Source organism: Ruegeria sp. CE8, assembly GCF_056537465.1.
Map to the genome: position 1 here is coordinate 122095 of NZ_JBQFRP010000012.1, position 14292 is coordinate 136386.

11 protein-coding genes are annotated in these 14292 nt (G+C 53.6%); 7 read left to right on the plus strand and 4 right to left on the minus strand.

Annotated elements, in window-relative coordinates; translation table 11 throughout:
- The first annotated feature begins 56 nt into the window (after nucleotides 1-56).
- Nucleotides 57-1154, plus strand: a complete 1098-nt coding sequence (gene recF, locus ACR0AA_RS18355) for a DNA replication/repair protein RecF (protein ID WP_480665420.1) — start codon at nucleotides 57-59, stop codon at nucleotides 1152-1154.
- On the opposite strand, the gene ACR0AA_RS18360 is transcribed toward recF, so the two are convergent.
- Nucleotides 1151-1717, minus strand: a complete 567-nt coding sequence (locus ACR0AA_RS18360) for a carboxymuconolactone decarboxylase family protein (RefSeq protein ID WP_480665419.1) — start codon at nucleotides 1715-1717, stop codon at nucleotides 1151-1153. The genes recF and ACR0AA_RS18360 overlap by 4 nt on opposite strands.
- 99 nt (nucleotides 1718-1816) lie before the next feature.
- On the opposite strand from ACR0AA_RS18360, the gene ACR0AA_RS18365 reads away from it, so the two are divergent.
- From ACR0AA_RS18365 to ACR0AA_RS18375, 3 genes are all read left to right on the plus strand, one after another.
- Complete coding sequence (locus tag ACR0AA_RS18365; RefSeq protein WP_480665418.1) at nucleotides 1817-2389, plus strand: TetR/AcrR family transcriptional regulator; 573 nt, start codon at nucleotides 1817-1819, stop codon at nucleotides 2387-2389.
- A 125-nt stretch (nucleotides 2390-2514) separates the two neighbouring features.
- Complete coding sequence (gene gyrB / locus ACR0AA_RS18370) at nucleotides 2515-4932, plus strand: DNA topoisomerase (ATP-hydrolyzing) subunit B (protein WP_480665417.1); 2418 nt, start codon at nucleotides 2515-2517, stop codon at nucleotides 4930-4932.
- A gap of 105 nt (nucleotides 4933-5037) precedes the next feature.
- On the plus strand, nucleotides 5038-5367 hold the full coding sequence (locus tag ACR0AA_RS18375) for a GNAT family N-acetyltransferase (RefSeq protein WP_480756706.1): 330 nt from the start codon (nucleotides 5038-5040) through the stop codon (nucleotides 5365-5367).
- Nucleotides 5368-6030: 663 nt separating this feature from the next.
- Here the strand turns inward: ACR0AA_RS18375 and ACR0AA_RS18380 are convergent.
- Both ACR0AA_RS18380 and ACR0AA_RS18385 read right to left on the minus strand, forming a co-directional pair.
- The gene (locus ACR0AA_RS18380) at nucleotides 6031-6807 is read right to left on the minus strand and encodes a hypothetical protein (RefSeq protein ID WP_480756625.1); all 777 of its coding nucleotides are present in this window, start codon (nucleotides 6805-6807) and stop codon (nucleotides 6031-6033) included.
- 46 nt (nucleotides 6808-6853) lie between these two features.
- The gene (locus tag ACR0AA_RS18385; protein WP_170806690.1) at nucleotides 6854-8527 is read right to left on the minus strand and encodes a sulfatase-like hydrolase/transferase; all 1674 of its coding nucleotides are present in this window, start codon (nucleotides 8525-8527) and stop codon (nucleotides 6854-6856) included.
- A gap of 276 nt (nucleotides 8528-8803) precedes the next feature.
- Between ACR0AA_RS18385 and ACR0AA_RS18390 the strand changes: the two genes are divergently transcribed.
- A complete protein-coding gene (locus ACR0AA_RS18390; RefSeq protein ID WP_170483685.1) occupies nucleotides 8804-9760 on the plus strand; it encodes a helix-turn-helix domain-containing protein in 957 nt (318 codons plus the stop codon).
- Between the two features lie 329 nt (nucleotides 9761-10089).
- On the opposite strand, the gene ACR0AA_RS18395 is transcribed toward ACR0AA_RS18390, so the two are convergent.
- Entirely contained in the window at nucleotides 10090-10905 is an 816-nt protein-coding gene (locus tag ACR0AA_RS18395) for a 2-keto-4-pentenoate hydratase (RefSeq protein WP_480756630.1), read from the minus strand.
- 84 nt (nucleotides 10906-10989) lie between these two features.
- Here ACR0AA_RS18395 and ACR0AA_RS18400 point away from each other — a divergent pair, with 84 nt between their 5' ends.
- Together ACR0AA_RS18400 and ACR0AA_RS18405 are read left to right on the plus strand one after the other, a co-directional pair.
- Entirely contained in the window at nucleotides 10990-11187 is a 198-nt protein-coding gene (locus tag ACR0AA_RS18400) for a DUF3955 domain-containing protein (RefSeq protein ID WP_170607917.1), read from the plus strand.
- 1007 nt (nucleotides 11188-12194) lie between these two features.
- Complete coding sequence (locus ACR0AA_RS18405) at nucleotides 12195-14273, plus strand: autotransporter family protein (RefSeq protein WP_480756634.1); 2079 nt, start codon at nucleotides 12195-12197, stop codon at nucleotides 14271-14273.
- The last annotated feature ends 19 nt before the right edge of the window (nucleotides 14274-14292 follow it).

A 14292-nucleotide genomic window follows, 5' to 3' on the forward strand; every position in this document is an offset into this window, starting at 1 on the left:
CGCTGACGCGCGATGCCTCCGGCGGGAGTATTTTTGAAAAGACGAAGGGAGGGGTCATGGCTTTGGCCCTGACCGAACTGACGGTCTCGCATTTCCGGTCCCACAAGCTGGCGCGGTTGTCATTGGACGGCCGCCCGGTGGTCATTCATGGTCCGAACGGGGCGGGCAAGACCAACATCCTTGAAGCCGTATCGCTGTTTTCCCCCGGTCGCGGGATGCGGCGCGCCAGCGCCGCCGAGATGACGAGGCGGCCCGAGGCGCTGGGGTGGAAACTGTCCGGCTTGTTGCAGGCGCAGGAAAAGCATTACGAGATCGAGACATGGTCCGAGGGTGGCGCGGCTCGTCTGGTGCGGGTTGACGGCAAGACGTCCAGCCAGATTGACCTTGGGAAGCTGGCGCGGGTTGTCTGGTTAATCCCATCCATGGATCGGTTGTGGATCGAAGGCGCCGAAGGGCGGCGGCGGTTCCTTGATCGGATCGCGCTGAGTTTTGATCCAACGCATGCCGAGGCCTCGCTGACCTACGAAAAATCAATGCGGGAACGCAATCGTCTGTTGAAAGAACAGGTGCGCGATGCCCATTGGTACGCGGCTCTGGAAGGGCAGATGGCGGATATGGGCCATCGGATTCATTCGGCTCGGTTGGCAGCGCTGGATTATCTGCGAAGCGCACAGGATCAGGCCGAAACCGCCTTTCCGTCAGCAGATCTGGAACTGGTTCAAACCGAAGGTGTGATGCCGGAAACGGCGGACGATCTGCGCGAGGCTTTGAGTGAAAGTCGTTTTCGCGATCTGGCGGCGGGCAGGACTTTGGTTGGTCCGCATCGGTCGGATCTGTACGGGGTGTTTGCGGCCAAGGGCGTGCCCGCAAGGGATTGTTCGACTGGTGAACAGAAGGCGCTGCTGGTTTCTCTGATTCTCTCCAGCGCGAGGGCGTTAGCCGGGATGGCGGGGGCGCCACCGATTGTGCTGTTGGATGAGGTTGCAGCGCATCTGGACGCGGGGCGGCGCGCGGCGCTGTATGACGAGATTTGTGCTTTGGGTGCTCAGGCCTGGATGACGGGCACCGGGCCTGAACTGTTTGCGGAACTGGGGGACCGAGCCCAAACGCTGATCGTTTCCGAAGGCGAAGAGGGCTCGGTCGTAAGCTCTTAGGCAGGTTCGCTTACCTTACGTTCCCAAAGGAAGCCGCGCATAACTTCGTCGACTGGCGTTTTCGCCATGTGGTTGACGTAGTTCGACATGGTTTTCTGCGCGAGGCCTAGAACCACATCCAGAACCGCACGGTGCGCATACCCTGCGTCGAAGAACGCCTGCAGCTGCTCTTCGGTCGGGTTGCCGCGAGATTCCATGACTTGCAGCGTAAATGTGCGCAGCGCTTCCAGCTTTGCGTTGGGCAGCGGGGTTTCATTGCGCAGTGCTTCGGTGATGTCGCCCGAAACCTTCATCATCTTGGCGATACCGGTGTGAGCAGGGACGCAGTAGTGGCACTCGTTTTCCACGTTGATGGTTTGCCAGACGACGGTTTTCTCATCATTGTCAAAATCGGTCTGCATGAACAGGCCGTGCAGCACCTGATAGCCTTCCAGGTGCTGGGGGCTTTCCGCCATCACCTTGTGCAGGCCAGGCAGGCGGCCAAATGCGGCCTGCGATTTTTCCAGCAGTGGTTTGGATCCCTCAGGGGCGGATTCGAGATCGTGGGACGGGAAGTTGGCCATTTGAAAACTCCTTTTCTGGCGCATTGAGGCAGAAATAGTCTTTCTTGAGTGATCGCTCAAGTATATATTTGAGCAACCGTTCAAGAATTGGTGAAGACAATGCCACGCAAACCCGAATATGACCGTGATGCTCTGATCGCCCAGGCCAGGGATATCTTTTGGCGTCAGGGGTGGGCCGGGACGTCGCTGAAGGACCTGGAGCGCGAGCTGAAACTGAAACCCGGCAGTTTTTATGCGGCTTTCGGGTCTAAGGACGCACTGTATGGTTTAGCTTTGGAACGCTACGCACAGGAAGGGGTCGCGCGGCTGAGTGCGCTTGCCGATCAATTGGGTCCGCTCGAGGCCTTGAAGGCGCAGCCGCGTTTGGTCGTCGAGGCCAGCAATGCCCCGGCAAAAGCCTGCATGCTGGCAAAAACATACGCGGAGCTTCAGGCAAAGGATCACGCACTGGCCAAAAAGGCCGGGGCGCACATGGCCCAAATGAAGGCCTGTTTCGCTGACCTGTTTCGACGCGCGCAGGATCAGGGCGACATAGCCCCAGACCACGACCCGAACCGGTTGGCCACACGCTATCAATCCGATCTTTTAGGTCTGCGATTGTCTGCGGAACGCAGCGATGTAAACGCGCAGGAGATTGCGGCGGACATAGCTGCTGATCTCGACCGGTTGTGAGGATTCGGCAGTCAGCTGCCGAGTCCGGTAAAATCACGCATGCCCACCACAAAATGTGGGGGGAGCGCGTGACATTCCCCCCCAGAAAACGTATAAGTTACCAAAATAATATAGGTACTAACGGCATGTCCGACGACGCACAGGCACCACAAGAATATGGCGCGGATTCCATCAAGGTTCTCAAGGGCTTGGAGGCTGTTCGCAAGCGCCCCGGTATGTATATCGGTGACACCGACGATGGCTCGGGTCTGCACCACATGGTGTATGAGGTTGTCGACAACGGAATTGACGAGGCGCTGGCTGGTCACGCCGACCATGTGACGGTCAAAATCCATGCCGATTCCAGCGTTTCGGTCAGCGACAACGGGCGCGGGATTCCGGTGGATATCCACCCCGAAGAAGGTGTCTCGGCCGCCGAAGTCATCATGACCCAGCTGCACGCGGGCGGTAAGTTCGACAGCAACTCGTACAAAGTATCCGGTGGTCTGCATGGCGTGGGCGTTTCGGTGGTGAATGCCCTGTCGAACTGGCTGGAATTGCGCGTCTGGCGTAATGGGAAAGAACATGTCGCACGGTTCGAAGGCGGCGAGACAACAGAGCATCTGAAAGTTGTCGCGGAATGCGGTGACCGGACCGGAACCGAGGTGCGCTTTCTGGCCTCGACCGATACCTTTTCGAACCTGGAATACTCGTTTGAGACGCTGGAAAAGCGTCTCCGTGAACTGGCCTTCCTGAACTCGGGCGTGAGGATCATCCTGATCGACGAACGCCCCGCTGAACGGCTTGAGACCGAACTGTTCTACGAAGGCGGCGTCAAGGAGTTCGTCAAATATCTTGACCGATCCAAGACCCCGGCCATGCCTGAGCCGATCTATATCAAGGGTGAGCGGGATGATATCGGCGTCGAAATCGCCATGTGGTGGAATGACAGCTATCACGAGACGGTCTTGCCCTTTACCAATAACATCCCTCAGCGGGATGGCGGTACGCATGTGGCAGGCTTCCGCGGCGCGCTGACCCGAACGATCAACAACTATGCGCAGTCCAGTGGGATCGCAAAAAAAGAAAAGGTCAGCTTTACCGGTGATGATGCGCGCGAAGGTCTGACCTGCGTGTTGTCGGTCAAAGTGCCCGATCCGAAATTCTCATCCCAGACCAAGGACAAGCTGGTCAGCTCCGAGGTGCGACCGGCGGTTGAGGGTCTGATGAACGAAAAACTGGCCGAATGGTTCGAAGAGAACCCGAATGAGGCTAAGACCATCGTTGGCAAGATCATTGAGGCGGCATTGGCCCGTGAGGCTGCCCGCAAGGCCCGCGAGTTGACGCGGCGCAAAACCGCGATGGATGTGAACTTCCTGGCAGGCAAGCTAAAGGACTGTTCGGAAAAAGATCCAACAAAAACCGAGGTCTTTCTGGTCGAGGGGGACTCCGCTGGCGGCTCCGCACAAACTGGCCGCGATCGGCAAACGCAGGCAATCTTGCCCCTCAAGGGCAAAATTCTGAATGTCGAGCGCGCGCGCTTCGACCGGATGCTGTCTTCGCAGGAAATCGGCAACCTCGTCATGGCACTAGGCACCGGTATTGGGCGTGATGAATTCAACATCGAAAAGCTGCGCTACCATAAGATCGTCATCATGACGGATGCGGACGTCGACGGTGCGCATATCCGAACGCTGCTGCTCACCTTCTTCTATCGACAGATGCCGGAATTGATCGAAGGCGGATACCTCTACATCGCGCAACCGCCGCTTTACAAAGTGTCGCGTGGCAAGTCTGAAGTGTATCTGAAAGATCAGGCGGCGATGGATGAATACCTAGTCAACCAGGGAGTCGAAGGGGCGGTTCTGAAACTCGGTTCTGGTGAAGAAATCATCGGTCAGGACCTGACACGCGTTGTGGACGAAGCACGCCAATTGAAACGCGTTCTGGACGCCTTCCCGACGCATTATCCGCGTCACATTCTGGAACAGGCCGCCGTTGCAGGAGCCTTTGTCCCAGGTGCGGTGGATGCTGACCTTCAAGGCGTGGCCGATAAAGTCGCCGCGCGTCTCGACCTAATCGCGCTGGAATACGAGCGCGGTTGGCATGGCCGGATCACACAGGACCACGGCATCCGTCTTGCCCGTATCCTGCGCGGCGTTGAAGAGGTGCGTACTCTGGATGGCCCAATGCTGCGCTCGGGCGAGGCGCGCAAGACCGGCAGCTTTACCCAAAGCTTGCAAGAGATCTACAACACTCCGGCGACACTGATCCGCCGCGACCGTTCGCAAGCCATCCACGGTCCGCTGGACCTATTGCGCGCCATTCTGGAAGAGGGTGAAAAAGGCCTGTCGTTACAGCGCTACAAAGGTCTGGGCGAAATGAACCCCGATCAGTTGTGGGAAACAACTCTGGACCCAGACGCGCGTACACTGTTGCAGGTGCGTGTGGACGACATGGTTGAGGCGGATGATCTGTTCACCAAACTGATGGGTGACGTTGTCGAACCGCGCCGCGAATTCATCCAGAAAAACGCCCTGAGCGTCGAGAATTTGGATTTCTAGGCTCTTGTAGGGACGCGCACAAACCTTCACGCACCCCATAAGTTTGCACGATTTGCCCATAAGATTGCACTGTTTCACGATAATAGTGCAGAGGAGAGCAAGTAAATCGCCTTATGGGATGATGAGTTTTGCGGCCACATAGGTTTGCGATGGAAGCCGGGGACGGAGGAATTGCCCCTTACTTGTTCTGGTCACATCGGCTATTCCGTCGTGCCTTGGCGAAGAGGGGAAGGATTGGCGTCTGCCGCGCTGGTTGCAATGTTGCCAGAGGCAAAATCAATCGGGTTGAGCTACATTGAAATCACGACCAGCCCTGACAATCAGGCATCCGTGCGTGTCATCGAAAAAGCGGGTGGAAAATTTGTTAGAAGCTATATCGCTGACAAAGCTCTTGGCGGGCATGAGACGGTTGAGTTCAAAATTGCGTTGGTTTAGCGAACAAGTTCGGGAACCCGGCATTCATACTCAAGGTGTCTGACGACGGACACTCCCCGATTTTTTTGATCGCCTGCCGGGCATCCTCTACGTAATCTGCAATACTCAATCCAATAAGCTTGCTGTCGCGTTCGGGTCCGCTTGGAAGATCATGATAACGATAGGACAGGCTCTCGCAGGTATATCCTGATGCCTCGAATGGTGCCCGGACATTCTCCATCGTCCAGGCTGCCGCATTTGTACCCGTCAATAGGAGAACCGGTGGCCTAGGCTCACTCAGCATCTATACTCTCCACAAATTGCCCCAAGAAGACCTACGCACTGCCGTTGGATCGTCCAGCTACTCTTCACGAGATCTGACTGTGCAGCAAGGTGTCTGATGCCGAACTAGCTGCTGGATCGCAACACGGCACTAGACGTTCTGGAACCCAGATCCAACTCAGCGGATCGCCCAGAGACTGTTGATCTTCCCCGAGTTCAGAGCGGAGTGAACAGATAGAATGATGCGGCGTGACGCCAATTTATTTCCTACCGACCCGGAGCGGGCAGGGATTGGCTCAAGGCAGTTCCAGGAAGGGTCAAGATAGACGCAGAAAACAAATGGCTGAACAGAGTTCTGGACTGTGACATATATGATCTTCGCCGAGGTTGGGTGTAGGTGAACTAGTAGTTGAAACGCAAACCTAAGCCGGCACCTTTATCGTAGGGGCGGTCGGAACCTATACCGATGAGGAAATCAGCATAAATTGCAATGCCAGGACTGAGGTTCTTACCAATCTGGAACTCAGCGGTCGCTGGCCAAGCATCGTTCTCCCAGTCATATGGTGCTTTGATATCAGCCTTGGCCCAGTACCCATCGCCAAACGGTTGTAGCGCAATCAACCGCATCGCGGTTTGGTTTATGTCCGTCGGGCCATTGTATGAAGCAAAATGCTGGAGCAGTGGGATCAGCGTCAGCCCTGATTTTGTGTTTGCAAAGGCGAACCCGCCAAAAGGCGCAATTTGATCGGACCCGGTTCCGATCCCTTTTTCTGGGTCGCCAAAGTCCAGTATCCACTCCAGGCCAATGGCCGACTTGATGGCCCATGTGTCGTTGAGCGGTCTCTGAGAAGGGAAATAGATCGCTTTGAGGCTCAATTTCTCAAAGTCAGTGAAACGCGTTCCGGTCACATCCGTTGAGTTGTAGTGCAACTCATATTTCAGTTTCAGATCAGGCCGCAGCATGTATGCGCCATCTATAAAGGCGTCCTGCTTGTCGGCACCGTTGCCCAAATCAAAATACTGATACCGGATGTCCGTGTTATTGACTGCGGCCAAAGGGTTTGAAGCGTTTTCATCGGCAATTGCTGGGGTCGAGACAATGCCAGTTGCCACTACAAGTACAAGCGCTTGGAATTTCATATTGTTTCCAGAAACTTTGTTGTGGGTGCCGAGCCCCACATCAAGCACATCATTTGTTGATGCGGGGCTTGCAGTACTTTTTGTTTTAGTCGGGCTGAATGTCCCGCTTGGCTACAAAGGCATCCACCGCTGCGACGGTTTCAGGACGAAGGTTCACGATACCTTCATAGGGACGTCCGGTCGCGGCCGGTTGATCGGGGTACATTTCCTTGAATTTCAGGTGGCGGGCAATAATACGGTTAAACTCATGTCCAGCCCATGCTCCGATCTCGGTCGATACGCTCTGTTCTTCGCGGGGGTCGCGGAACAGGTTGTAGAACTTGGCCACGATAGCATTTTCACCTTTGGCCGGAACTTTGAGTTTGATGTGTTCCTTTACCACCTCTTTCAGCGAATTGATCGAGTAGATCAGTACATGATCCCTGCGCCCATGCGTATCGCCAATAAACATCAGGGACGTCTGATCGACACCGTCAATGATCCGGTCGCGGGGGATGGCATCCATCGCTCCGCCGATACGCGCAATTGACGTGAACAAATCAGAGATATGAATAATGTCAGATACAATCGAGTCTCCCTCGATCAAGCCGGGCAGGCGGGCAAACGCGTCCACCCGAACGCCTCCTTCAGACGTATCGGCCTTGCCGCCGCGGAAGACCAGCGGCGAAAACCCACTGCCGGGGGCATATTTGGTGAAGTGACCGTTGTCGCCCATCAAAACGATCAGGGTATTGTCCCTGAGCCCCAGCGCATCGACTTCGTTCAGAATGACCCCTATCCATTCATCCAGCTCTTCCATGCTTTCAACGAATGTACCGCCGTTGGGTGTCGTGAACGCCTCTCTCGTCGTGCGCGTTGTCGACAGAGGGACAAGCGGCCAGTATTGCAGGAAGAACGGTTCATCCCGTTCTGCTAGCAGGCGCAACTGTTCCATCGCCTGTGCCTGATAGCGGATGTTCATTTCATTATATTTGTCCTGGGTCCATTTCTCACCCGGTTCCATATGGACTTCGCGGACCTCCCCGCCAATGACAGCTTCAAGGCCGGTAATCATGTGTCCCGGATCAGGGCGAAACCAATCATCCAGCGTGTATTTGGAGTTGTAGTTGTCTTCCCCTATGGCCATGGTGATTTCTTCCTTGGCTGCATCTTCGTTGAAGATGGCCAACTGGCCCTGCTGATGGATGGGGAACGCGGCGTAGTCAAAGCCCTGATAAGTAGGCCAGGATTCCTGAATGTCGCCCATGTGCCATTTGCCAACATGCGAGGTGTTGTAGCCTACGGATTTCAGAACTTCGGCAATTGTGACTTCTTCATCGGCAAGGCCAAAACCTGAAATATCGACGGCGGTATCGCCCATCCCATTGCGATACGGCTGGCGACCCGTCATGAAGGCGACCCGCGACGGTGTGCAGGACGGCTCGGTATACATGCGCGCAAACCGCATGCTTTCCTCTGCGAGCGCGTTGATATTGGGCGTCGAATACCCGCGTATCGCGTTCATCTCGGGCATACCCATGTCGCCAAAACCCATATCGTCAATAAGGATGTAGAAGATGTTTGGAGGGTTCCCTCCGTTTTTCTCACGAAAATCGGCCAGCAGTTGGTCAACCTGTGCGTCGTTCTCGACCCAAACGGCTTCGTTTTGTTGCTTCAGCACATAGTATTCCGCATCATGCACGATATTGCTGTCCTTAGCTGCCGCCGTGATAGCGGAGCCGGCAAAGACCAGCGCGGAGAGGAACAGTTTTGATTTCATGAGATACCCCTGTTTCATGATTTACTTGTTTTCAGACCTTCAAGGATCAGATGATGGCAAAAGGTTGAAAGGGAGAGTTCGCTGTCTTCAGCCTGTGAGCGCAACAACTCTTTTTCGCTTTTGGTTAGCAGCGTTACGACGCGTTCGGTGCGCGCAGTATCATCAGGCAACGATGGGCGTCCGAACCTCTTCCCTCTCGATTTGTCTGCTTTGTCTTGCAATTTTCCAAGCCTACATATTCGAATAACATTTCATGAAAACTACCTGCGGGGCGGAATGGACGACATCAAAAAACGATCAGCCCCCAAAAAAACCTGCGCCCCAAACACACTTTTTTTGCAGGACCCTTCGCAATTCCGCGAGCTGTCCCAATGGGATGTCGAGCTACGCCAAATTGAAGAGGGAACTATGAACTCTTCGGTATCCGTTTGGGCAGGTCTTGACCTTCAAATGATCGATTTGTCGTTTGATAAGGCTGTGTACCAAACCGGTGTTTCTCGCTCTGACATTCTAGCGTTTGGCTTACCAGACAAAGGGAGTGTACGGACTTGGCTTAACGGCTCACCCTCAGACACCGCTCTGATGAATTTTGGTAGCGGAGACCCTTTTGAAGGCGTGAGCAATTCAACGCTCACAGGCCTGACCTTTGCCATCGACATCCGAAGGGCTCAACGGATCGCCGACGATTGCGGTCTTGATATCAGCACCGCGCGAAATGACGCTTTAAGATCTTTCGTTAGCGACGCTGGCAAGCTTCATTCCTTAGTCAAAAACAAAGCGCGCTTTCTAATTGGATCAGCGGCCGGACCAAGCTCTGATAGTGAAGAGAGTGATATGATCTTAGAGCTTCTGGAAATGCTGGTGGTAGGCGAAAAATGGAGTGATCGGCGAAACAGTAAAAATAGAACCCGTTTAGCACAACAAGCCGTTGAGTTCATGCGGGCCCATTTGATGGATAACGTGTCAATCGGTGAAGTATGTGCAGATATTCAGGTATCCGCATGCACTCTTCGTCGCGCGTTTCAGGAAACATATGGGGTGAGCCCCAAGCAGTTTTATCTAAGAGCCCGTCTCGGTGCTGTGCGCCATGAACTGGTATCCTGCTCGCCAGAGGAGAGTATATCGGACATCGCAAACGCTTACGGATTTTGGCACATGGGTCAGTTCGCGCGAGACTACAGAGCACTCTTTGGACAACTGCCGACACAAACGTTGTCCGGCAAAATGAACTGAAACAGAGCTTGGCAAAAGTCTTTGGCGCAAAGTTTGTGTTAAGCAATTGTAGTTGTGTAGCCACTGTCAGAGTTCAGTGGCTATGGCTCAAACGCGTGCCCCTCGTCAAAACGTGCTTGCAATGAAGGGTCAATCGGCGGCAGCAGATGCCTGGCGTGTTTCTTGATCCATAGCCAGGCGGGGTGCCTGAGAAACATCATGTAATCTGATTTGGATAGCATCGTATAATTTGCATTCCAGAATTGATGAAATCAGTGGAAGACTATCGCGCCCAGCTATTGAGGGTAACTTTTCTTTGGTGAAGTAGGCGTCACAACTCTATTACAGCCTCATGTAAATCGCACCGACAGCTCGGTGTCCATGACACCACCAAAGCCCGCTGACCATTGTTCGCCCGGAAACACTGGCCATGCGTCTGTCAAAGTACCAGTTGTGACTAGCTCGCCTCCTTGAAGCCGGTCGGCGTCTGAGAGCAGAGAAACAAGATGAGCCAGGACTTCAATTGGGCCACCGAGCGCGTTTTCACCCTTGCCGGACTCGATAGCCTCGGTGCCCTTGAACAATGCTAGAGGCACTTCGGCCAAGCCGGTCAAGACATCATGCGTCGCCTCGATTTTGTCGCCAAGAACAAGGCAGCCGTGCAATCCTTGTGCTGCGATTGAGTCTTCGACCGAGAATTTCCAGTTGGGATAAATCGATTGAACAATTTCAAATCCCGGGGCAACCCAATCCACGCAACCTGCCAACTGCTCATTGTTCATTTCAGCCGTCGGCGTATAGCCAAGACCTAGTACGATTTCTGGCTCGATTCTCGGTTCTGAATACCTTGCCAAGTTTACCGGCTGATCAGTCGAAAACAGCCCATCTGCGTGGACCTCTCCCCAAATGGGTTGATCTACACCATAAACAGGCCAAATCGCGCGGTTCGTGAAGCCGACCTTCCGGCCAACTCTCTTTTTGCCCTGAAGTTCTCGGACGCGACTTGCAATCGAATAAGCGTCAGCCAGCGTTAGCTGCCCTGCCTCTGAAGACAGTGGAGATATCTGCTGGGCAGAGGCAATGGCATCAGAGATTGTCTGAGCGTTAGATTCAATATCTCTTGTCATATTCGCATTATACGCGCCAACGGCTGGATCGCGATGCAATCAAGGTATTGAAGAACTAGGTTCCTCAATTCACAGGTATGAAGAACGGTGCTAACTATTGGTCCATTCCCTAGGAGACCTGACATGACCAAACTTCGCCTTTTTGGTATCGTCATCCTTTTCCTTGCAGCACTAAGTGGGCTTTCAGAGCACCTGTTTTATGGCGGTGTCGACCCAAACGGCGTTCTGCAAGAAAGCTTCTTTTTGCCGCTGACTTTCATTCTCGCAGCAATCGGCGTCGTTGTGCTCGTAGCTTCTTTGTTCCAATCGCGGCGTGACTGAGACGCGTCCGTCAGTTAGAACGCTGTTCCAAAACGCAAATCGGGTAATCTCCAGGATGGCGACCTCCGCCCAAGTCTAGGCAGGCCTCCTCATATTGGTAACGTTCGACCGCACGTCCCGCTAGGAACATGCATAACCCCACCGTCAATACGGTGAACGCCAACAGTATCTTCGTTCTCCGTGTCATTGCTCAGTTTATTGTTTCATTCTCTTGGTGTCAGTCAACCAGCTTTCAGATCTTGTCGAAAATTGGCAAACTCTGAAACTCAAACTTCAAATTGGTTTCGTCGAGTTTCCAAATAAGGGACGCGCCCTCGATCAGATCAATCTCGGTCCAGAAGTTTTGGCCTACTAGCTTGAAAAGGTGCGTATCGGCGGAGCGGTGAGCATCTGCATTGATCTTAGCTATCGACTCCGAAATCCAATGATCCATGCCTATACTCAATGGCGCTGTTCAGCGCCCATCAAGCTCGGGAAAATCGTTTCAAGGCTTGACCTTTTACGATTGCTTCTACGCAAAGGTGGATATGGTCGGAATGTAAAACCCGGCTTGTCTTGCCTCGCAGTAAATACACGAGCAGGTCTGCATTGCGCAGACCTTCCCGTGTTGTGAGCTTGCTCATATGCCACAACAAAAAATCCAAAAAGATAAACTTTGTTTTTCAAGTCCTAAGTTGAGGTAGCTTCGCTTGTACCGCGAGAGGAGAAAGTTGGTGACAAACAATAGGCCGTTCCCACTAAGTCGAATTGCTCAGCGCATCACTCTTGCGAATATCTCATTCTTAATCTTGGCTTATTTGATGTCGCCAACCAAAGTACAAGCCCAAAGCTCACAAGCCTGCGTGGAATTGGGTTCTCCTCGAGTTGAGTACTCTTCTGGGTCTGAAAGCACTCGCATCAATCAAACAATCTCAACCACGGAACGCACGTGTCTGCCGATCCCAAACGGACCCATAACAGGACTTACAATTGGTAACTCCTCTATCACGTCCTCAGGTGAAATTGAGTTGTATGTTCCTGGCCAAAATACCGTTCCAAGCAATGCTTCAGTTTTAACTCTTCTGAATGTTGATGTCGCCGCAGGCAGCGGAGACTTTGTATCCCGGGAAGCGTTGGCAACAAACATCAACGGGAAGCTCAGAGTGAACCTCATTGGAACTTCGATTGGTTCCGGCAGATCAATGACGTTCGTTCCGTTCAACGGCGCGAATATCGACCCCACTGAAGTTTACTTCCAGTCAGACCGACCGTTAACCTACGACAACCTTACCGTTATGGGGGCTACCGAAGTGGTTTTCGGGGCGTACTATATCCAAACCCGGGTTGCCGAGGCTTCTGATTTCACACTGACGAATAGTTCGATTTCTTCAACCAGTGACATGGCGATAGCGGCGGGCACGACCGTTCGGCTCGATGCAGCAAGCAATTTGAACACCGTAAACTTTGAGAATTTTGGCACGCTGGCCGGAACGGGAACCGTGAACGCATTCAACTTCACAGTTAAGAACGGAGGGGTGCTTTCGCCGGGCTTTTCAATTGGTACGCTTAACAATAGTGGCGGTATCGCATTTGAAACTGGGTCAAGGATCTTAAGTGAAGTCGATCCGACGGCCGGTCAGAAAGCCGATTTGGTGTCATCCAGCGGGCCCGTTACAGGGATTAACCGCGCCACTATACAAGTCGAAGCCGCTCGTCCCGGCCTGACTGCGCAGGACTATGCTGCTGGCAACGACTACACGGTTTTTCAAGCCTCGCGTTTCGATGGAAACTCCCCAACTCTTGTTGCCGGAGGATCTCTGCCCGCCCTATCCAGTCTGAGTATCTCAAACACGCCAACCGCGGACGGTAGAATCGACATAGCGTTTTCGACCCTCCCCGTCTCGAGTTTACCACAACACCCATCAGTTGTTGGATCTCCCAATGCAAGCAACCTTGCTGGTGCGGTGGCTAACACCACAAACACGTCACCTGGAACTAATCTGACTAATGGCTCGACCTTGGGTAACACCGTTAACACGCTTACCAATTCAGGTTTGGCTGGGTTTAATCGTGTGCACGCAGAACCCTATTCCTCCAATTTGACCGTTGGGCTTGAGCAACTTGACCTGATAACCAACACTGTGCTGAGCCATGCTGACTGCCGCAAGTATCAAGCGGTTGGCTTCAGCAATGCGGATCAACCCGTTGCAGAAGGCGACATCGACTCGGCCCAGAGCCCGAGCGGCGCAATAGACTGCTCTGATCGGCGCTGGTGGATCGACACGGCCTATGTGAGCGGGGACGTTGATGGAAGCAATGGCCTTGGGACATTCGACTATTCGCTGGGCACGATTTTGGTCGGAGCGGATGTCGCAAGCACCGATAGAGGTGTGGTCGGCGTGTACGCAGGTTTTGGGACATCCTCCATGGATGAACACGATCAAGTCGATCAGGACTTTTCGACCGACAGCTATCATGTGGGCGTCTATGGGCGCACAACAACCGGAACTTGGGAGTTCTCCGGGCTGGTCGGTTACATGTTTGGTGAAACCGACGCCAAGCGAAATAACCCTTCTGTTGATGGCTTTACGGGAGGCGAGGCAAAGTCTGATTTGGACCAAGAGGGCATCCATGCGGGTATCCAAGCACGGAAGCTGTTTAACCTGGACAGCGGTGCAAGGGTTTCCACGGTTTTTGGATTGAACTACGGGCGTATTCAACAAGGTTCAGGCACAGAGACGGGCGGTGGTGATTTCAACTACTCGATTGAAAAAGCGAACGCAGAGTCTCTGGTTGCTTCCATTGGAGTTGATTATCAACGCGACTTCTTGACAGAGAATGGTTTGCTAACCCCAATCGCCTTCGCCCGGTATGAATATGACTTCTTTGCCAACAAGGATAGTGAGCACGAAATCACAGTTACAAGTCCATTGTTCGGAACATTTACACAAGTCGGACAAAACCGAGGAGCAAATGGCTTTGTAGTTGGTCTGGGGCTAGGGTATCAGATCTCTGATCTGGCCAGACTAACGGCAGGATATGGCTATTCAGTTCGCTCCAACGGCCAAGAGCATGGCCTCGGTGCAAACTTAAGTGTTCGGTTCTGATTGGGGTGGACCAACGAAG